The sequence below is a fragment of the Streptomyces sp. CNP082 genome (assembly GCF_059570535.1).
This window is the reverse complement of the sequence record NZ_JCANSZ010000021.1, coordinates 73,164-93,027: the sequence shown is the minus strand read 5'-3', so window position 1 is coordinate 93,027 and position 19,864 is coordinate 73,164. Positions and strand designations below refer to the sequence as shown.

Annotated in this window: 14 protein-coding genes; 8 read left to right on the top strand and 6 right to left on the bottom strand. The window is 67.6% G+C overall.

All coding sequences use genetic code 11. From position 1 onward, the window contains the following. Positions 1–115 precede the first annotated feature (115 nt). Together B124_RS18525 and B124_RS18520 are read left to right on the top strand one after the other, a co-directional pair. The gene (locus B124_RS18525) at positions 116–892 is read left to right on the top strand and encodes a ThuA domain-containing protein (RefSeq protein ID WP_496503985.1); all 777 of its coding nucleotides are present in this window, start codon (positions 116–118) and stop codon (positions 890–892) included. Next, positions 889–2,031, top strand: a complete 1,143-nt coding sequence (locus tag B124_RS18520) for a Gfo/Idh/MocA family protein (RefSeq protein WP_496503984.1) — start codon at positions 889–891, stop codon at positions 2,029–2,031. Before B124_RS18525 ends, B124_RS18520 begins: the two co-directional genes overlap by 4 nt. Positions 2,032–2,141: 110 nt before the next feature. Here the strand turns inward: B124_RS18520 and B124_RS18515 are convergent, their stop codons facing one another. The 6 genes from B124_RS18515 to B124_RS18490 form a co-directional block, all read right to left on the bottom strand. Further along, complete coding sequence (locus B124_RS18515) at positions 2,142–4,574, bottom strand: SpoIIE family protein phosphatase (protein WP_496503983.1); 2,433 nt, start codon at positions 4,572–4,574, stop codon at positions 2,142–2,144. Between the two features lie 370 nt (positions 4,575–4,944). Further along, on the bottom strand, positions 4,945–5,706 hold the full coding sequence (locus B124_RS18510) for an SDR family NAD(P)-dependent oxidoreductase (protein WP_496503982.1): 762 nt from the start codon (positions 5,704–5,706) through the stop codon (positions 4,945–4,947). Further along, a complete protein-coding gene (locus tag B124_RS18505; protein WP_496503981.1) occupies positions 5,703–7,037 on the bottom strand; it encodes an enolase C-terminal domain-like protein in 1,335 nt (444 codons plus the stop codon). The genes B124_RS18510 and B124_RS18505 overlap by 4 nt, the downstream gene beginning before the upstream one ends. 759 nt (positions 7,038–7,796) lie before the next feature. Beyond that, complete coding sequence (locus B124_RS18500; protein WP_496503980.1) at positions 7,797–8,657, bottom strand: amidohydrolase family protein; 861 nt, start codon at positions 8,655–8,657, stop codon at positions 7,797–7,799. Positions 8,658–8,935: 278 nt separating this feature from the next. After that, positions 8,936–9,259 (bottom strand): L-rhamnose mutarotase, encoded by a 324-nt coding sequence (locus tag B124_RS18495; RefSeq protein ID WP_496503979.1) that lies wholly within the window; start codon positions 9,257–9,259, stop codon positions 8,936–8,938. Positions 9,260–9,586: 327 nt separating this feature from the next. Continuing rightward, a complete protein-coding gene (locus B124_RS18490; protein ID WP_496503978.1) occupies positions 9,587–10,360 on the bottom strand; it encodes a FadR/GntR family transcriptional regulator in 774 nt (257 codons plus the stop codon). A 760-nt stretch (positions 10,361–11,120) separates the two neighbouring features. On the opposite strand from B124_RS18490, the gene B124_RS18485 reads away from it, so the two are divergent. The 6 genes from B124_RS18485 to B124_RS18460 all read left to right on the top strand — a co-directional run bounded on the left by B124_RS18485 (position 11,121) and on the right by B124_RS18460 (position 19,863). Then, positions 11,121–12,290: a Gfo/Idh/MocA family protein gene (locus tag B124_RS18485; RefSeq protein ID WP_496503977.1), complete on the top strand. Its 1,170-nt coding sequence runs from the start codon at positions 11,121–11,123 to the stop codon at positions 12,288–12,290. A gap of 826 nt (positions 12,291–13,116) precedes the next feature. Beyond that, positions 13,117–15,444: a glycoside hydrolase family 20 protein gene (locus B124_RS18480; RefSeq protein ID WP_496503976.1), complete on the top strand. Its 2,328-nt coding sequence runs from the start codon at positions 13,117–13,119 to the stop codon at positions 15,442–15,444. A 316-nt stretch (positions 15,445–15,760) separates the two neighbouring features. Next, a complete protein-coding gene (locus B124_RS18475) occupies positions 15,761–17,068 on the top strand; it encodes an ABC transporter substrate-binding protein (RefSeq protein WP_496503975.1) in 1,308 nt (435 codons plus the stop codon). 5 nt (positions 17,069–17,073) lie between these two features. Further along, positions 17,074–18,045: a carbohydrate ABC transporter permease gene (locus B124_RS18470; protein ID WP_496503974.1), complete on the top strand. Its 972-nt coding sequence runs from the start codon at positions 17,074–17,076 to the stop codon at positions 18,043–18,045. Then, complete coding sequence (locus B124_RS18465; RefSeq protein WP_496503973.1) at positions 18,042–18,947, top strand: carbohydrate ABC transporter permease; 906 nt, start codon at positions 18,042–18,044, stop codon at positions 18,945–18,947. Before B124_RS18470 ends, B124_RS18465 begins: the two co-directional genes overlap by 4 nt. A 31-nt stretch (positions 18,948–18,978) precedes the next feature. After that, on the top strand, positions 18,979–19,863 hold the full coding sequence (locus B124_RS18460; RefSeq protein WP_496503972.1) for a helix-turn-helix transcriptional regulator: 885 nt from the start codon (positions 18,979–18,981) through the stop codon (positions 19,861–19,863). Position 19,864 lies beyond the last annotated feature (1 nt).

The window sequence follows — 19,864 nt, the reverse complement described above, 5'->3', positions numbered from 1 at the left end:
GCGGGTTACCTTGCATCAAGCATTTTCGAAACTTTTGACACGCTCCGCCCGGGTCATCGCGACGGATCGCATGGATCGTACGAAGGCGACGTGGCCGTCGCTTGAAGGAGACGTCATGTCATCGTCGACACCCCCGGCTCCCTTGCGGGTAACGGTCTGGGGGGAGGACCTGCACGAGCAGCGCGATGCCGAGGTCGCCAAGAGGTATCCGCAGGGCATGCACGGTGCCATCGCCGACGGCATCTCCGAACATCTGGGCGAGGAGGTGCGGGTGCGTACGGCGACGCTGGGGGAGCCCGAGCACGGCTTGACCGAGGAAGTGGTCGCGGAGACGGACGTGCTGACCTGGTGGGGGCAGCTCGCCCACCGCGAGGTCTCCGACGAGGTGGTGAAACGGGTGCACCGCCGGGTGCTGGCCGGGATGGGCCTCATCGTGCTGCACTCCGGGCACCTGTCGAAGATCTTCACCCGGCTCATGGGCACCACCTGCACCCTTCGCTGGCGCAGCGCGGAAGACCGCGAACTCATCTGGACGACCGCACCGTCCCATCCCATCGCCGCCGGTGTGCCGCATCCCATCGTCATCGAACAGCAGGAGATGTACGGGGAGTTCTTCGACATCCCGACCCCCGACGAGCTGATCTTCATCAGCTCCTTCAGCGGTGGTGAGGTCTTCCGCAGCGGCTGCACCTTCCGGCGCGGTCACGGCAAGATCTTCTACTTCAGCCCGGGGGACCAGGACTACCCCGTCTACCACCACCCACACGTACGCCGCGTCATCGCCAACGCCGTCCGCTGGGCAGCCCCCGACGCCGGCCACGCGAGACCACGACTGATCCACAGCGACACCGGCTGGTTCCTCAACGGCGACGGCGACGGCGTACGGGAATGACCAAGCGGCCCATCAGGACCGAGCCGGCCTTCCGGACGGTGCCGGACGACGGCGAGCCGCTGCGGATCCTCGTCGTCGGTGCCGGCCGTATGGCCCGGCTCTGGCTGCGCACCATCCTCACCTCCCCCGACACCGTGCTGGCCGGGGTGGTCGACATCGACGCTGCCGCAGCCGAGAAGGCCCGCATGGAGGCCGGCGCCCCGGACGTGCCCACCGGGCGGGACCTCGCCACGCTCGCGGCGGCCACCTCGCCGGACGCCGTCGTCGATGTGACCGTCCCCGCGGCGCACCTCCCCGTCACCCTTGAGGCCCTCGCCCTCGGCCTGCCAGTGCTCGGCGAGAAGCCGCTCGCCGCCACACTCCCGGAGGCGCTGCGTCTGGCCGCCGCCGCCGAGCTGGCAGGCGAGTTGTTCATGGTCAGCCAGTCCCGCCGCTACCACCCGCACCTCTTCGCGTTCAGGCAACAGGCCGACCGGCTGGGCCGACTTGGCATCCTGACCACCGAGTTCTTCAAAGCGGCCCGCTTCGGCGGGTTCCGCGAGGCGATGGACCACCCGCTGTTGCTCGACATGGCGATCCATCCGTTCGACACCGCCCGCTGGCTGCTGGACGCCCAGCCCGTCTCGGTCCGCTGCGAGGAGTACAACCCCGGCTGGAGCTGGTACGCCGGTGCCGCCGCCACCACCGCTGTCTTCGAGATGACCGGGGGCAGCCGCTATGTCTTCACCGGGAGCTGGTGCAGTCCCGGCCTGGAGAATTCCTGGAACGGAGCATGGCGGCTCAGCGGCGAACACGGCTCCATCACCTGGGACGGCCGCCACCCCGCCGCCGTCGAGACGGCACCCGGAAAGGACGTGGACCGGGAACCGGGGCTCATGCGGACGACGGCTGAACCCATGAGAGGCATCGCCGGCTCCCTGGCCGAATTCGTGCACGCGCTGCGCACCGGCACCGTGCCCATGGGCGAGGTCCACGACAACGTGATGAGCCTTGCCATGGTGACCGGCGCCCTCGAGTCCGCGGTGACCGACCGGCGGATCCGCATCGAGGACATCTTCGAGACCGCGCTGGCCGACGCCCTCGCGGCAGCCACCGGCCCCGAACGCGACCTGCTTCGCTCCCGGACCCGTATGGGGTGACCAGGCGGCAGCCCTTCCCGTCCGGCAACCGGCAATCCGTTGGCCACGCATCCGGCGACTGCGACGCCCGGGAGCACGGGACGGCTGCATTGCCAGAGCCTTGCGCCCGCTCAGCTTTGAGGCTGCGCGGGCAGCGTCTGCTCGGCCCAGATGGTCTTTCCGTCCGGGACGTACCGTGTCCCCCAGCGGTGCGCGAGCTGTGCGACGAGGAACAGCCCGCGGCCCCCCTCGTCCATCACTCGCGCGTGACGCATGCGTGGTGCTGTGCTGCTGCCGTCGGTGATCTCGCAGATGAGCACGGAGTGCCGGATGAGGCGGAGCCGGATCGGGCCGACGGCGTAGCGGACCGCATTGGTCACGAGTTCGCTGACGATAAGCTGCGTGATATCCGTGAGATCTTCCAGACCCCAGACCGCGAGTGCGTCTGCAACCAGGGCGCGGGTCTCACCCACTCGCGCGGGGTCGGGGGCCAGATCCCAGGACACCACCTGCTCGGGTCCCAGGGCATGTGCCCGGGCGACGACGAGGGCCAGATCGTCAGTCTGTGGCGTGTCGCCCATGCTGCTCAGAGCTCTGTCGCAGATCGCCTCCAGCGATACCTCGGGATGGCCCAGCGCTGCGATCAGCCTGTCGAGGCCCGACGCCAGATCCCGCTCGCGGGACTCCACGAGACCGTCGGTGAACAGGGTGAGGAGGCCGCCTTCGCCGAGCTCGAACTCCGCGGACTCGAACGGCAACGTTCCCAGGCCGAGCGGAGGTCCAGCAGGCAGGTCGGGAACGAAGACGTCTCCGTCGGGGGATACGACGACGGGCGGCAGATGACCGGCTCGGGCTGCGGTGCATCGCCGGCTGACCGGATCGTAGACGGCGTAGAGACAGGTGGCGCCGAGGAGGGAGACAGCGGTTGCCCCATTCCTGGAAGTCCCTTCCCCGATCATGCGGATGACGAGGTCGTCCAGGCTGGCGAGCAGCTCGTCGGGCGCCAGGTCCATAGCCGCGAGCGTATGGACCGCGGTGCGCAGCCGTCCCATGGTGGCCGCGGCGTTGATCCCGTGGCCCACCACGTCGCCGACCACCAGGGCGACCCGGGCGCCGGACAGCTCGATGACGTCGAACCAGTCACCTCCGACGCCCTCCTGGGCATTCGCCGGCAGATAGCGGGAGGTGACATCCATCGCCGTGCTGCTGGGCAGCGCTTGCGGGAGCAGGCTGTGCTGCAATGCCAGCGAGGCTTTGCGCTCGCGGGTGTACCGCCGCGCGTTGTCGAGACTGACCGCGGCACGCGAGACGACTTCCTGCGCCAGGCGCACATCGTCGTCGTAGAACGGTCCGTTGTGCCGGCGCCGCAGAAACAGGGCTACGCCCAGGGGGATGCCACGCGCTCGCACGGGTACCACCATCAGCGAGCCCAGGTCGAATCTGCGCACCGCCTCTGCACGGACCACATCATCAACGAGCCATCGCTGTCTGTCGGGGTCGATGTTCCGTTGCAGCACGGCACGCCCGTCCAGCAGCGAGCGGACCATCGGCGACCGGGGCCCGTGTCCGGTCGGCTGACCGATCGCCACCGTCGACTCCGGGCACCCCTGCTCCACGGAGTCCTGCGCCACTCTGCGAAGTGGCGGGCTGCGCTGTGCCAGAAGTGGCGTCGGCTCATCCCCTGCCAGCACGGAATCGAGCAGATCGACGGCGACGAAGTCGGCCAGTTTCGGCACCACGGAGGACGCCAGTTCCTGCGCGGTGCGTGTGATATCCAGCGAGCTGCCGATACGGCCAGCCGACTCGGTCAGCAGCGCGAGCCGCTCCTTGGCCCGCCAGCGGTCGGTGACGTCAATCCCCATGTAACAGACGCCCATGACGCGCCCGCCGTCGTCGTCGAGTCGGAGGAACGACGTGGAGTACGTGTGCTGTCGTTCGGGGTCGGCCGGGGTATAGCCCCGGTACTCGAAGTCGAGCACAGGCCGTCCTGTCTCAAGGACGTGCTCCATCTGCGCTTCCACGGCAGGGGAGGCAAGCCGGGGAAGCGCCTCGCTCATCCGGCGCCCGAGACGCTCTTCCTTGGACACTCCGGCCATTCGCTCGAGCGTCTTGTTGACCCAGATGTATCTCAGATCGGTCCCCAGCACTGCGATGCCGAACGGCGACCGGGTCAGGAATCGGTCCAGTACCGACTGGCTGAGGCTCCACCACGGGGCGACGGCCAGATCGACGCCGCATACCAACCAGTAGCTGCCGTCCAGACCGGGCATCGGAGAAATCCGCACACCCAGGTCGACTCGATGGCCGTCCTTGTGCCGTGCCGCCACTCGGTCCTTTCCCGGTAGCTCCCGTGTGTTGTCTTCCGTCCTCCCGCCGGGAGACGGCATCAGCAGCACCCTGGCCTCCTGGCCGAGTACCTCGTCGGCGCGGTAGCCGAGAAGGCGCTCGGCGGCGTCTGTCCAGCCGACCACCACGCCGTGGGCGTCAAAAACGGCGGCGGCCAGACAGGGCAGGTCGATCGGGAAGTCGTCTGCCCGTCCAGGCTCCATCTCAGCCCCGGGCATAACGAACCCCCCTCGGAACTGGATAAGACGTCCCACGGCTCCGGCTGCCGTATTCGGGGGAGGGGCTCGTCACCCAGCGGTCAGGCATGTGATCGGACCTGGAGTTCTCGGCAGCGCATTTCTGTACAAATACCACTATAGCCAAGCACGGATGTTCAGTGTCGGATCAGTCCGTGCACGCGGGCCGGAGGGCAGATGTCGCCCGCCGGGTGTACGGGCAGCGGCGCGAACCCGGGCCGGTGATCCAGTGCTGATCACATACGGACAGGTCCCGGACTTGACGGTGACGGACGGTGATGGGCGCGGCTCCAGCAGCGGCCCCTCCTTGGTGGAGGCGACGTACGTGCCGTGCGCGTCACAGCTCCTCCCTTCACAGCCACAACCCCTGCATCCCGCCGTCCACCGCCACGGCGGTGCCGGTCACTGAGGAGGCCACCGGGCTCGCCAGATAGACGATCGCTGCGGCCACTTCCCCGGCAGTCACCAGGCGGCCCAGCGGCTGCGGGGCGTCGAGCGCGGCCCGCTCGGCCACCGGGTCCGGGGCCTGGTCCAGCAGCCGGCTCACCCAGGGGGTGTCCACGGTGCCGGGGTTGACGCAGTTGACGCGGATGCCCTCGTGGAAGTGGTCGGCAGCCATCGCAAGCGTCAGCGAGAGCACCGCCCCCTTGCTTGCGCTGTACAGCGCCCGCTGCGGCAGCCCGGCGGTCGCGGCGACGGAGCAGATGTTGACGATCGAGGCGCGCGTCGACGTACGCAGGTACGGCAGGGCGGCCCGGGTGGCGTGCACGATGCCGAGGACGTTGACGCCGAGCACCCGCTCCCACTCGGTGTCGTCGTTGTCCTCGATCGTCCCGACAGCGCCGATTCCGGCGCTGCTGACGAGGATGTCGATGCCGCCCATGTCGCCTGCTGCTTGCTGGACTGCGGCCCGTACCGAGCTGTCATCGGCGACGTCCGCGGCGTAGCCGCGCAGCGGTGATCCGGCGGCGTCGACCGTGATGTCGAGTGCCGCTACATCGGCGCCACGGCCCGCCAGCAGCTGCGCTGCGGCGAGGCCGATACCTGAGGCGCCGCCTGTGACGACGGCCCTCAGCCCGTGCAGGTCGCTGACGTCAGATTGCGGGCCGGTCATGCAACGGCCTCCGTATTTGCGGCGCCGTCGGCGGCCCAGAACGTGCCGCCGGGGAAGCGGTAGGTGTCGATGGACTCCCGGCGCATCTGCGCGGAGAAACCGGGGGCAGACGGAGCGACGTAGTGGCCCTGCACGATCCGAACCGGATCGGTGAAGTGCTCGTGCAGGTGGCCGACATACTCGATGGCCCGGTCCTCGGTGGTCCCCGACAGCGCCACGTAGTCGAACATCGACAAGTGCTGAACCAGCTCGCAGAGCCCCACGCCGCCCGCGTGCGGGCAGACCGGAACGCCGTACTTGGCCGCCAGCAGCAGGATGGCGAGGTTCTCGTTCACCCCGCCGACCCGCGCGGCGTCGAGCTGGAGTACATCAATGGCCTCGGCCTGCAGCAATTGCTTGAAGACGATCCGGTTCTGCACGTGCTCACCGGTGGCCACCTTGACGGGGGCGACGGCGGCCCGGATCGCCGCGTGCCCGAGGATGTCGTCCGGGCTGGTGGGCTCCTCGATCCAGTAGGGGTCGAACTCCGCCAGTGCACGTGTCCACTCCACGGCTTCGTCCACGTTCCATCGCTGGTTGGCGTCGATCGCGATGCGGATGCCGGGACCCACGGCCGCGCGGGCGGCGCGGCAGCGCCGTTTGTCATCGTCCAGGTCGGCTCCGACCTTCAGCTTGATCTGCGCGAAGCCGTCCGTGACAGCCTGCTTGGCGAGTCGGATGACCTTGTCATCGGGATAGCCGAGCCAGCCCGCGGATGTCGTGTACGCGGGATAGCCCACGACCCGCAGGTGCGCTGCACGCTGCAGCGCGCCCTCGCGCCCTCGTTCGAGGATGGCGAGGGCTTCGGCCTGGCTGAGCGCGTCCTCGACGTAGCGGTAGTCGACCTGGCCGGCCAGCCACTCCGGCTCGGCCTCGGCGAGCAGCCGCCACAGCGGCTTGCCGGCCCGCTTCGCGGCCAGGTCCCACACCGCGTTGACGACGGCGCCGATTGCCATGTGCATCACCCCCTTCTCCGGCCCCAGCCAGCGCAGCTGACTGTCACCGGTCAGGTCGCGGCTCACCGAGCCGGGGTCCGAGCACAGCGCATTCACCGGGCGGCCGACGAGGTGGTGCCGCAGCGCCTCGATGGCGGCGACCTGCACCTCGTTGCCACGGCCGATGGTGAAGGCGAAGCCGTGCCCCTCCAGACCGTCCTCGGCGTCCGTGCGCAACACCAGGTAGGCGGCGGAGTAGTCGGGGTCGGTGCTCATGGCGTCGGAGCCGTCGAGCAGTCGTGACGTCGGGAAACGGATGTCGTACGTGTCGACGGCGGTGATCTGGGGAGTGGTCATGTGGCCGGGCCCTCATCTGCAGGTGTCAGGCCGCGCCGGAAGTCAGGCACCGGCCGGTGTCGCCCGGGCACAGACGAGGCCGTCCGGTTCGCCTGGGAGTGAAGCTCGGGGGGCGTAGGCGGAAGCTTCACGGGACCTCCTTGTGGGGTGTTGCGGGGGCTCCCGCGTCGGCGGCTGCGTTCGAAGTGATTCCCAGACACGCAGCGGCCATTGCCACGGAGCCTCACCGAGGGTGACGGGGTGATGCGGGCGTGGGATGTGTGAGGGATGGGACCGGGGTCGCTTCGCCGGTCCGGGTGAGAATTCATCCGATCGCATCCCCTCGATCGACGGGTTATAGACCAAGTATTACCGGCATATCGGCCCCAGAGATCGGGTTAATTCTAGGCCCCGCATGACGTTGGCCGGTGACTTGCTGGAGACTTCGGCCGGGCGCAGACCCGCCCGCGCGGCGGAGCCGTCGAGGTCCGCCCCGTGCCGCGCAGACGGCGCACGGGTCTGGTCGCCCGCCCGTCCTCGCCGAGCGTTGCGTGCATCGAGGCGGCCCACGCCGCGCTGACGCACTCGGCCGTCCGGATCAGTATCCCGCCGGTCCCGGCATCACGGCAGCGGATGCCGTAAGCGTCCTGGCAGACGGCGACCGAGCGGTGGTCTCCACGCACATGCGCGAAGACACCGGCCGGTCCGCCCGCACGCCCGTCGCGGCGCGCGGTGTCACCGTGCAGCCGGTGACCTGCACGGCGCCTTCGCAGCCATGGATCAGCCTGCCGGCTGGTACACCCGTGTTGCGGTGCCGGACCAGACCGACGTCAGTTCGGCGGGGCTCAGCCCTTGAGTGAGCGCCTCGGCGGAGGCGACGACCTCGTCGTAGGTGGCGGCGAGGTAGCACACGGGCCAGTCGGAACCGAACATCATCCGGTCAGGCCCGAATGCTTCGAGTGCCCAGTCGACGTACGGGCGCAGGTCGTCGATCTGCCAGGACGCCCAGTCGGCCTCGGTCACCAGCCCGGAAAGCTTGCACATCACATTGGGCATCGAGGCCAGGCGGCTCACCTCGCCCGCCCACGGCTCCAGGGACCCGGCTGAGATGGGAGGCTTGCCCAGGTGGTCGAGGACGAAGACCAGCTCTGGAACCTCGGAGGCAGCATGCCGGGCGGCGTGCAGCTGGTGCGGCGTGACCACCAAGTCGTAAACCAGACCGGCGTCTGCAAGGGCGCGCAGACCGCGCAATACCTCCGGGCGGGTCAGCCAGTCCGGGTCCCGCTCGCTTTGGACCTGGTGGCGGATCCCGGCGAGGTGCCGACCGCCGGGCAACTCGCGCAGGCGGCTGATCTGCTCTGCCACATCGGGGGCGGTGAGGTCGGTCCAGCCGACGACCGCCCGGACGAGGTCGTGCTCTGCCGCGGCGGCCAGCAGGTCGGGGGTCTCATCGGCGACGGTGACGGTCTGGATGAGGACGGTGGCACCGACTCCCGCCGCCCGGGCGAGCGGGGCCAGGTCCGCCACGGAGAAATTCCTGCGCAGCGGGGAGAGTTCGGGACCGGTGATCCAGTCCTGGTCGCGAACGTTCAGGTCCCAGATGTGGTGGTGCGCATCGACGCGGTCAGGAAGGGCATTCATGACAATGCGTCACTCCTTTGCAATGAGGGCCCTCGGACTTGCTGCCCTGCGGGTATGCACGTCGCTGAGACAGGAGACGGACGGGCCGATCCGCACGGCTATGCCTGTTCCGGGACAGGAACGGTCGGCCGTCGGGGCAGCGGTGTGCAGCGATCGACTCGGGGCGCTCCTGGCCGCAGGCGACAGGACGCAGCGGGTCGGTCAACCGTGGTTCCTTCCTGCGGTGCGGCCGGAATTCGGCTCACGCACGAGACGGACGGTGGTATGTGCTCCGTCGGCTACTCCATGAGGAAGACCTGTTCCATGGGCGTCCACCAGTTGCCTGGTGCGGCCTCCGGCACGGGGTGCTGACATGGATCGGTGCGCTTCCACCACGCCCGGGAGTGTTCGTCAGCCGCAATCCGGGCAAGGTCCGCCTCCAGATCCTCGCCGTGGTACTCGAAGTAGCTGAAAAGCCGGTCGCCGAGCAGATGGATGGAGTAGTTCGCGATGTGGCTGCGGTGGAGAATGTCGAGTACCGGCTCCGGAACATTGCGGTGCAGCTCGCGGTATTCGTCGAGCTTCTCCGGGCGGACGTGGATGACCTGCGCGACGCGCTGCATGTGGTGAGTCCCTTCTCCCGGCCATACCTGGCATGGGCTTGTCGTGGATCGGCTGACCGATCCGACGGCTCGTCCGGTCGTCTGGGGCTGTTGCGGCCTGGTCGCCGACGTGGTGCCCGGCAAGGACGCGGTCGGCGAGTGTGACCGTCTGCCGATGAGCTGGATGGGCATGCGATCTCGTGACGGCTCCTGCAGCAACGCGCGAAAGGATGCCGGGGCCGATGCCGGGAAGCTTCTCCTTGGAGTGCTGACGAGGCTCAGAATGGAGTGGGAAGCAACAATCTGGACAGCATCGAAGCCGTGCTCATGCTCGGTCGGGTTGGGGTTCTACGAGTGCGTGTCGTCGCTGGGTGTGATGCGGCGCCAGATCTCCCGTTGGAACTGCTGGGCGGTCATGTCGATGTGTTCAGCCATCAGTGCCTCGGCACGGCTGGATTCACCGGCGGCGATGGCCTCGGCGATGGCTTGGTGCTGGTCGGCTGCCACGCGCAGAGATCCGCCTGCGACGCCGGCCAGGCCAATGGTCGTGACCTGACGCTGCAGGCGTCGCAACGCGTCGATGGTGGAGGCGTAGAACATGTTGGCAGCAGCAGCCCCGATGCTGGCATGGAAGGCTTCGTCGGCGAGAGTGAAAGCGTCGATGTCGTCCCGCCCCGCCGCGTCGGCGGACTCCCGTGCGGTCTCTCGCACAGCTTTGACCTGCGCGGGGGTGGCCCGCTGCGCGGCCAGGTTTGCGGCGGTGGTCTCAAGGTTGCGGCGGAACTCAAAGAGCTCGTCGACCTGCCTCAGGTCTCCGGGCAGGAAGTTGGCGAACGACTGCTGCCAGGATGACTGCTCGGGCTCGGCCACGTAGATGCCCCGGCCCTTCTGAACGGAGAGCCGCCCCAGGGCGGAGAGGATCTTCACCGCCTCCCGGACCACGGTCCGGCTCGTCTCCACCTTGTCGGCGAGGTCCTTCTCCGTGGGGAGTCGGTCTCCGGGCTGAAGTCCCGCCCGGATGACGTACTCGAGGATGCGTTCCGCCGCCAGCTCGTAGCCGGGGCGGTAGCCGCGGACCGTGCTCGTCGGCGCTGGCGCGGAGATCCTCTCTGAGTCAGTCAACGACCTCTCCCTCGCTTCCCCTGTTGGAGCTGGCTTGAGTAGCCCCTGGTCTCGACGCCAGCAGATGCTTCTGATACATAATGAGAATCGTGCTCAGTGAATCACATGTAGGTTCGTGGCGCCAGGATCCGGCGGGCCCGGACACTTGCCCATCGTAGCCGCGGTGCTCCCTCTCGCTCTGACTGGCCCTTGTCCCCTCGGTTCGGCGGGTGGAACTGCCTGTGAACGGCGCCGCCAGCACCCCCACGAACCTGAACGGCCCCTGGAAGGGGGGCGAAGCCGGCTCTCGCAATCCCTGTATGTATCCGATCCATCCTACCTGTATCGTGACGTAGATCGGTGTCTCCGAGCGCGTGAGGCATGGAAGACGGCGCGCCCGTCGGTCCGGTTCAGCGGCCGGATCCGCGACAGGAACCAGCAGTCTGCCTGGCGAGCTGGTGCACGTGCGACGGCGAGGCGCCGAGGGCTCCGCCGGGGCTCGGTGTTCATGTCTGCCGTGCCTGTGCCAGGTCCGTGATCTGCCGACCCGGCAGGAGGCCGGCGACAGCCTGGGCGGAGCCGTTCACGTGTTCGTGACGGCCTGGGCGGGAGTCGGAACCGTCGTTACTTGCGGTGGTCGAACCTGTGCTCGGCGCCGATGGCGGCGACACAGTCGACCAGCACGGGGAGCTGACCGGGCGTACGTGATCCGCTGCCTCAGCAAGCCTCACTTACATGAGCAAAAGATGTAATTTATCGAAATCTGTGAAAGGAAACTCTGTTGAACGACATCAGGCTCGGCATCATCGGTCTGGGCATCCGCAGCGACCTGGCCGAGCTTGCTCACCGGCCCGGCTCGGGCTCGGTGGTGGCCGCCGTTTGTGACCGCGATCCGCGGAGGCTCGCCCTCGCTGGTGAACGTTTCGGTCCTCAGGTGAGGACCGCTCTGGACCACCGCGAACTGCTCGACCTGGGGCTTGACGGCGTGTTCGTGCTGACCCCGGACCACACCCATGAGCAGATCGGCCTGAGCTTCCTCGAGTCCGGCGTCCCGGTGTTCCTGGACAAACCGATGGCAATCACCACCGAGGGCTGCGACCGGCTGCTCGCCGGCGCCCGCGCGCACCGGACCCGCCTGTACGTCGGCCACAACATGCGGCACATGCCGGTCGTGGTGGCCATGCGCGAGCTGATCGACGGAGGTGCGATCGGCGAAGTGAAAGCCGTCTGGTGCCGCCACTTCGTCGGCCACGGCGGGGACTTCTACTTCAAGGACTGGCACGCCGACCGGCGCTGCACAACCGGTCTGCTGCTGCAGAAGGGTGCCCACGACATCGATGTCGTCCACTGGCTGGCCGGCGGTTACACACGGCGGGTGAACGCCATGGGCGGATTGACGGTCTACGGAGCCATCGAGTCGCGGCGCGAGCGAAGCGGCCAGCGGATGACCGACTGGCTGTCGTACGAGAACTGGCCGCCGCTCAGCCTGACCGGCCTCAATCCGGTGGTGGACGTGGAGGACCTGAGCATGATGCAGATGCAGCTGGACAACGGAGTTCTCGCCAGCTACCAGCAGTGCCACTACACACCGGACTACTGGCGCAACTACACGGTGATCGGCACCGAGGGGCGCCTGGAGAACTTCGGCGACTCCGAAGGCGCGGAGATCCGGCTGTGGAACCGCCGCTCCGACTACCGCGCCGAGGCCGATCTGACGGTGCCCATCCCGGCGGGGACCGGCACCCACGGCGGCGCCGATCCGCTCGTGGTCGCCGAGTTTCTGCAGTTCGTGCGCGAGGGCGGGGCCACCGTCACCTCGCCACTGGCGGCCCGCGAAGCGGTTGCGGCCGGCTATGCAGCCACCATGTCGTTGCGGGACGGCGGAAGGCCCGTCGACGTACCTCCCATGGAACCCGACGTAGCCGCGTACTTCGCACAGGGGCAGAAGTGAGCCTGCCGGACGGGCGGTGGCCCGCCAAGAAGGCCGCCGCGGTGGGTGCAGGTAGAAGGTGACCGAACCGGGCCGCGTACCTGGAGCCGAGAGCTTGGGTGCCGTCCGCCCACCCTCATCTCACATGTATCGCAAATATGTGACAGCTAGTGAGAGTTGACCAGCGGCCTCAGGGCAGAGCGAGCACCGTCGTTGCACGGTTCGGCGGAGACCTCCGTGCCTGCTGACAGAGGCGCGGCTGGCCGTCCCTGAGGAGGGCCCGGACGGCAACCTGACGGCTGCTCGCATCGTCTCCTGGCCGCCGAGTGCCGCCCGCTCCTGCGGGCCAGGGCGGTGCTGATCTGGGGCGACGTACAGATGGATCCTAACTAAGTATTGACTCGGCGGGTGGCCAGGTGCAGGCTGCATCGTACTAATCAGTCATGCCGTCGGGGAGGTGAGGCGCCAGGCTCTGATGAGGCTGTAAGATATGTCCCTATTTAGCCCTTTATTTGCCCTTCGTTCTTACGGAAGGGTATGAACTATGGTTGGCACCCTTCGTTGTGCACTTCACCTCGGGTCGGTTGGGGCAGACGGGGCGGACCACGCGGATTGCGCGAACGCGCCTGCCACGCCGTCGCCACCGTGACCGCTGCCCATCCCACGTGGCGGTTCGCTCTCCTCTCTCCCCACCCCACACCCACCGTTGCATGACCGCTCAGGTTCGACGAGGCAGGTCGAATACCCGGCGCCGCGGAATGCCCACGAGTCTCCAGCACCGATCCCATCGAGAACGCTTGGAGCCCACATGAGAGTTCAGTCGCGACACTTCTTGTGTCTGCTGGTCTTGCTCGCCCTTGCCGCTCCCGCCGCACCGGCGAGTGCTGGACCCGCGCCCGTCAACGGCAAGCCCACGGTGGTGCCCGCCCTGCAGGACTGGGAGGGTGGTACGGGTTCCTTCGAGTTGCGCCGGCACAGCCGGATCATCGTCACCGGGGAACAGGGCGGAGGACTCAGTGACCAGGGTGCAACTCTTCTCAACGAGATCGAGCAGGTGACGGGGCGAAGGCTGGATATCTCGCCCAGAACCCCGCAGGACGGCGACATCGTGCTGTCCGTCGATCCCACTTTAGCCGAAGCGGAAGGTGGCACCCGGTTCAACGAAGAGGGTTACACCTTCGCGGTCACCGATGCGACAGTGCGGATCACCGCACGGACCGTAAAGGGAGTCTATTACGGTACGCGCACCCTCCTGCAGATCCTGCTTCTCGACGACGCCCGTGACTCCGTGCCCGTGGGTACCGCCGTGGACTGGCCGAACTACAAGGTGCGCGGTTTCATGCTGGACGTCGGGCGGCGCTTCTTCACCGCGGACTTCATCCGGGACTACGTGCGGCTCATGGGCTGGTTCAAGCTCAATGAACTGCAACTGCATCTCAACGACAACGGATTCAAGGGTGACCGGCCCTGGAGTGAGGCCCAGGCCGGCTTCCGGCTCAAGACCGACAACCCAGAGTTCAGCGGGCTGGCTTCGAAGGACGGAGCCTACGACCGACGGGACTGGGATTCCTTCGAGGACACGGCCGCCGCCAACGGCGTCACGATCATCCCCGAGATCGATGCGCCCGCCCACTCGCTCGCGTTCATCCGGTACCGGCCATCGTTGGGACTCAACAACGGCGACTCCGACCACCTGGACCTGTCGAAGCCGGAGACCACCGCGTTCATGAAGTCGGTGTTCGACGAGTTCGTCCCCTGGTTCCGCAGTCAGGACGTGCACTTCGGCGCGGATGAATACACCGTGGACAAACCCCGCTACAAGACCTACTTCAACGAGATGGCGGCCCATATCCGCACGCTCGGGAAACATCCGCGGGCCTGGGGAAGTCTGGCCGTCATGGCGTCAGACTCCGAGGGCTACGACCGCGATGTCACGCTCAATAGCTGGAACAACGGGTGGTACGGACCGCAAGCCGCGAAGCGTGACGGGTACTCCTTCATCAACACCAATGACGCCCTGCTCTACATCGTTCCGTTCGCGAACTATTACCACGGCCGTGGGCTGGACGGGAAGTATCTCTACGACCACTGGGAGCCCCATGTCTTTCCCGGCGGCCAGAGTGTCGAACCCGGAGACCCTCAACTGCTCGGCGCCATGTCCGCCGTCTGGAACGACCTGACCCAATCCACCTACACCGAGTTGGACGTACACGGGCTGGTCGAGCCCACCTTCGGCGTGCTGGCCCAGAAGATGTGGAGCGGGACCACATCGGATACGCCGTACAGCAGTTTCCTCACGACCGTGCGCAGGCTCGGCGCAGGCACCGGACTGTCGAAGGTCGCCACGACGCTGGCCGCCGCGTCGAACGGAGAGCTGAGTCTGGGGAGACAGGCCACCGCATCCGCCGGCGAGCCCGGCGCGGCGTTCGACGGGGTGACCACCACCAGGTGGGGGAGCGGCCCTGGAGACCACGCGTGGCTTCGCGTGGACCTCGGTCGCCCGCAGGTCGTGAGCAGGGTCGAACTGGACTGGACGCCCGCCTACGGGCGGGACTACGAGATCCAGGTGTCGGGCGACGGCACGACCTGGACCACGGTCGCACACCGCACCGGTCGTGAAACTGCGGGTTCCGACACGCTCACCTTCGATCCGGTCACGGCCCGGCATGTACGGCTCCTCGGTAGCGAGGCGGGCCGGAAGCAGGACGGCTACGCGTTGTGGAGCATGCGCGTCTTCGACGCACCGGACCTGGCTCTGCATCAGCCGACCACGGCGTCGTCGTCCGAAGTGTCCAGCCTTGGACCGGAGAACGCCACCGACGGAGATGGAAAGACCCGATGGTCCAGTGGTTACCGGGACGGTGAATGGATCCAGGTGGACCTGGGCGGCTCGCAGACCGTCCGGCGCGTCCTCCTCGACTGGGAGACGGCATCCGCCCAGGATTACCACATCCAGGTGTCCGACGACGCGGAGAACTGGACGACGGTCGCCGCGGTCAGCGGCAAGCCGGCGGGTGCCCGCGTGGACGAGTTCACCTTCGCACCGGCGACGGGCCGCTATGTGCGCATGCAAGGGATCAAGCGCACGTCCTCCTTCGGCTATTCGCTCTGGCGATTCGAGGTTCGGGCCACGAGCCCGGAAGCGGACCCCCGCGACAAGGAGCGGCAGCACTGACCGCATCGGAAGTGCGTGGAGACCGGCCTAGCTCGTTCGTGGGAGCGAGAGGCACAGCGAATTGGAGAAATCATGGGCAGGCGGGTTTTCCTGATCGCCGGTGGTCTGACTTCGCTGGCTGTGATCACGGGTCCGGTGGTTTTCACACCCAAATTGTTACACCGAGTCTGATCCAGACCGACTCACACGGCAGACCTGCTCACAATAGTCCAAAACATGGCGTCGAATGTCCATTGCCTTCGCAGACCCTCGGACGCGAGTCTACGGCAACACAAGTGCGACGACGTACTCCGTCGCACGGCAGAGGGAGAAAGCAATGAGAACCACATGTGGTGCCCGGCGGCGGCTGGCCGCGGCACTCGCTGTCGGCGCACTGGCGCTGCCGCTGGCGGCGTGCGGCGGTGAAGACGGTGGCGGCGATGCCTCGGCCGACGGCCCGGTGACCCTGGAATTCTGGGGGTGGGCGCCCGGTTACGAGAAATCGGTTGAGCTGTTCAACGCCAGCCATGAAGACATCAAGATCAAGTACAGCAAACTGCCCTCAGGCAACAAGGGCGGCTACCAGAAGATGTTCTCCGCCGTGAAGGCAGGCAACGCGCCATGCCTGGCCCAGGTGGGGTACGAATCGGTGCCGACATTCCTCCTCGAAGGCGCCCTCGAGGACGTCACCGAGGAGGCGAGCGCGGCGAAGGACCAGTTCGTCGAATGGACCTGGAACCAGGTCAGCGCGGCAGGCGCGACCTACGGCATCCCGGTCGACACCGGGCCGATGGCCATGTATTACCGCAAGGACGTCTTCGCCGAGCACGGCATCGAGGTGCCGAAGACCTGGGAAGAGTACGCCGAGGCCGCGGAGAAGCTGCACGATGCCGACCCGGATGCGTACATCGTGAACGGCCCGGCCACCTCCCTGCCCGGACTGTCCTGGCAGGCCGGCGCAAAGTGGTTCGGCATCGAGGGCGACGCCTGGACCGTCGACATCAACGGCACTGAGACCACGAAGGTGGCGGAGTACTGGCAGGACCTGACCGACAAGGGCTTCGTCGCCACAGACGAGGGCTTCGGCGCCGCCATGTGGAGCTCGCTCCAGTCCGGCAAGATCGCCACCGCGATCGGGCCGGTGTGGCTGCACCCGCTGATCGCCGCGAACGCGCCCAAGGCCGCGGGGAAGTTCGCGGTGGCCCCGCTGCCGCAGTGGGCCGAGGGCGAGCAGAAGTTCGGCAACGACGGCGGCTCCTCCACCGCGGTCCTCAAGGGCTGCGAGAACAAGGAGGAGGCCGTGGAGTTCGCGACCTGGATGAGCACGAACACCGACAGCCTGAAGAATCTGATCACGACGACGGGCATCTACCCGGCCGCCACCGCCGGTCTTGAGCTGCCGGAGGTCAACAAGGGCATCGACTACTACGGCGGGCAGAACATCTTCGAGGTGTTCGCCGAGGCCGCGCAGCACACCGACACCAACTGGCAGTGGGGCCCGACCTACAACCAGATGCAGGCCGACCTGGTCGAGGAGACCGGACAGGCGTACGCGGGCAAGTCCACCTTGCCCGCCGCGTTCGATGCCATGCAGCGCAGCACCGTGGACGCCATGAAGTCGAAGGGCCTGAAGGTCCAGGAATGATCCAGATGGTCTCTCCGGCCCCGGAACCGACCGTGTCCTCCGCCTCCCCATCCGCGAGGCACGGCCGGTTCCGGTCCGCGGGCCGGCGGCGCGGCCCCACCGCCCGCCGCTCCCGCGCCGCCGCCATGCTGCTGGCCCCCTTCGGTGTGCTGTTCATCGGGGTCTACGCGATCCCCATCGGTTATGCGATCTACCAGAGCCTGTTCAAGGTGCAGCGGTCCGGTCTCGGCTTGGGGCCGACGAAGACCGTCTTCACCGGCCTGGACAACTACACCCGGGTGTTCGAAAACTCCGACTTCCTCTCCGGCGTGGCCCGGGTGGTCGCGTTCGGCGTCGTCCAGGTGCCCGTGATGCTCGGCCTCGCGCTGCTGCTGGCGCTGCTGCTGGATTCCACGGTGGTGCGTCTGTCGCGGTTCTTCCAGGTGGCGTACTTCCTGCCGTTCGCGATCCCCGGGGTGATCGCCGCGATCCTCTGGGCATTCCTGTACATGCCCGGCCTCAGCCCGCTCGTGGACTTCGGCGACGCCATCGGCACCGACGTCGACTTCCTCTCCACCGACGTGGTGCTGTTCTCGATCGGCAACATCGTCACCTGGTCGTGGACGGGCTACAACATGCTGATCATCTATACCGCGCTGCAGTCCGTACCCCGGGAGCTGTTCGAGGCGGCGGAGGTGGACGGCTGCTCCGGCTGGCGTATCGCATGGCACGTGAAGGTGCCGATGGTGCGCCCCGCACTCACCCTCACCGGGGTGTTCTCCATCATCGGCACGCTGCAGTTGTTCAGCGAACCGACGGTGCTCAAGGGCATGACGCCGGCGATCAGTGAGAGCTACACCCCCGTGATGTTCGCCTATCAGGCGGCGTTCGGTCTCAACGACTACAACTTCGCCGCCGCCATCTCCATCGTGCTGGCCGCCGCGACCTTCGTGCTCTCGTACGGCTTCCTGCGCCTGACCTCCCGAGGATCTTCGTGACCGCACCACTTGTGACCCCCGAGCGCCCGCGGCCCAGGCGGCGACCGCGCCGTACGGCGCGCCGCGGCTCTCCCACCGCGCAGCTCAGCACCATGGTCGTGCTGCTTGCTGTCGCCGGCTACTTTCTGCTGCCCGTGTGGTGGCTGCTGTTGTCGGCGACCAAGTCCAGCGGAGACCTCTTCGGCAGCAACGGATTCTGGTTCGGCGAGAGCGTCAACCTGGGCGACAACGTCTCCGAGGTCTTCGACCACGACGACGGCGCGTTCGCACGCTGGATCGCCAACAGCGTGCTGTACTCCGTCGGCGGCGCGTTCCTGGCCACCCTGTTCTCTGCAATGGCCGGCTACGCCCTGGCCAAGTATGCCTTCCGGGGGCGGGAGGCGGTCTTTGCGGTGATCCTCGGCTCGGTGCTGATCCCGCCGCCGCTGCTCGCGCTCCCGCTCTATCTCCTCGCCTCGGAAACCGGCGTGGTCAACACCTACGCGTCGGTGCTCATCCCCAGTGTGGTCTCCCCCTTCGGCGTCTACCTCGCCCGGGTCTACGCCGCCGCTTCCGTACCCGATGGGCTGGTCGACGCCGCGCGCATGGACGGCGCGGGCGAGCTGCGGATCTTCCTCACCGTCGCGCTGCGGCTGATGTCACCCGCGCTGGTGACCATCTTCCTGTTCCAGTTCGTCGGCATCTGGAACAACTTCTTCCTGCCGCTGATGATGCTCTCCGACGACCGACTGTGGCCACTGACGCTGGGGCTGTACTTCTGGAGCAGCCACCTCATCGACCAGCCGTGGCACGACATCGTCATCACCGGCTCGCTCATCTCGGTCATCCCGCTGATCATCGCCTTCCTCGTGCTGCAGCGCTACTGGCGCTCCGGCCTGGCGGCGGGCTCGGTCAAGGCCTGAGCCGCCGGCGAGACCCCGGAAGGCGGAGAAGATGAGCCACCGCACGTGGATGCGTTACTTCACGCCCAGCCCCGTACACCACCGCCTGGGTCTGGTGTGTCTGGGCGTCGGCCTGCAGCACGGCATGCTGCCGGTGGTCGGGCCGCGCACCCTGGATCACCACGTCGCCGTCGTGATCAGCACCGGCAGCGGGTGGTTTGCCGGGCCGGCGACCGGTATGCAGCAGGTCGAGGCGCCCGCGCTGCTGTGGCTGACGCCGGGCATGGAGCACCATTACGGACCCCACCCGGCTACCGGCTGGGATGAGGCGTTCGTCGACTTCACCGGCTCCGCGGCGACGGTGTACACCCAACTCGGCTACATCCAGCCGGACGGGCCCGTGGTGCCGCTGAGCGACGCGTCCCTCCCACGTATGGCTATCGCCCGGATCGCTCGTGCCGCCCGACTCGGCAACCCGATGCAGGAGGTCGAGACCGCCGCCGCCGTACACGAACTGCTGGTGTCGCTGCGCCGGGCCCGTGCGGATCTGGCACCCGATGGCGAGCCGGTGCTGCACGCGCTCGCCCGCGACGCCTTCCTGCGGCTGTCGGTGGCGGAGCACGCCGCGCGGCACGGCATGAGCGTCACCGAACTGCGGACTGCCGTCCGGCGGGCCGCCGGCTGCAGCCCCAAGGACTACCTGTTGGGCATCCGCCTGAGCCGCGCCAAAGAACTGCTGTCCGCCACCGAGTTGTCCATTGCTGCGGTCTCACGCCGCGTCGGCTACGCCGACCAGGCGTACTTCACCAGGCTGTTCACCCGCAGGGTCGGCATGGCTCCGCTCCATTTCCGCGAGCAGCAGGCCCGCTCGGTGCCTGGCGGGCGGAGCGACCGGATCCCGGCGCCTGACAGTCTGCCCGGTGCTTCGCAAGCGTGAG

Bases quoted from the DNA above. Each gene is read 5' to 3' on its own strand.
- B124_RS18495 (WP_496503979.1), bottom strand. From the start codon at position 9,259: ATGCAGCGCGTCGCGCAGGTCATCCACGTCCGCCCGGAGAAGCTCGAC.
- B124_RS18525 (WP_496503985.1), top strand. From the start codon at position 116: ATGTCATCGTCGACACCCCCGGCTCCCTTGCGGGTAACGGTCTGGGGG.
- B124_RS18515 (WP_496503983.1), bottom strand. From the start codon at position 4,574: ATGCCCGGGGCTGAGATGGAGCCTGGACGGGCAGACGACTTCCCGATC.
- B124_RS18475 (WP_496503975.1), top strand. From the start codon at position 15,761: ATGAGAACCACATGTGGTGCCCGGCGGCGGCTGGCCGCGGCACTCGCT.
- B124_RS18470 (WP_496503974.1), top strand. From the start codon at position 17,074: ATGGTCTCTCCGGCCCCGGAACCGACCGTGTCCTCCGCCTCCCCATCC.
- B124_RS18510 (WP_496503982.1), bottom strand. From the start codon at position 5,706: ATGACCGGCCCGCAATCTGACGTCAGCGACCTGCACGGGCTGAGGGCC.
- B124_RS18520 (WP_496503984.1), top strand. From the start codon at position 889: ATGACCAAGCGGCCCATCAGGACCGAGCCGGCCTTCCGGACGGTGCCG.
- B124_RS18500 (WP_496503980.1), bottom strand. From the start codon at position 8,657: ATGAATGCCCTTCCTGACCGCGTCGATGCGCACCACCACATCTGGGAC.
- B124_RS18460 (WP_496503972.1), top strand. From the start codon at position 18,979: ATGAGCCACCGCACGTGGATGCGTTACTTCACGCCCAGCCCCGTACAC.
- B124_RS18505 (WP_496503981.1), bottom strand. From the start codon at position 7,037: ATGACCACTCCCCAGATCACCGCCGTCGACACGTACGACATCCGTTTC.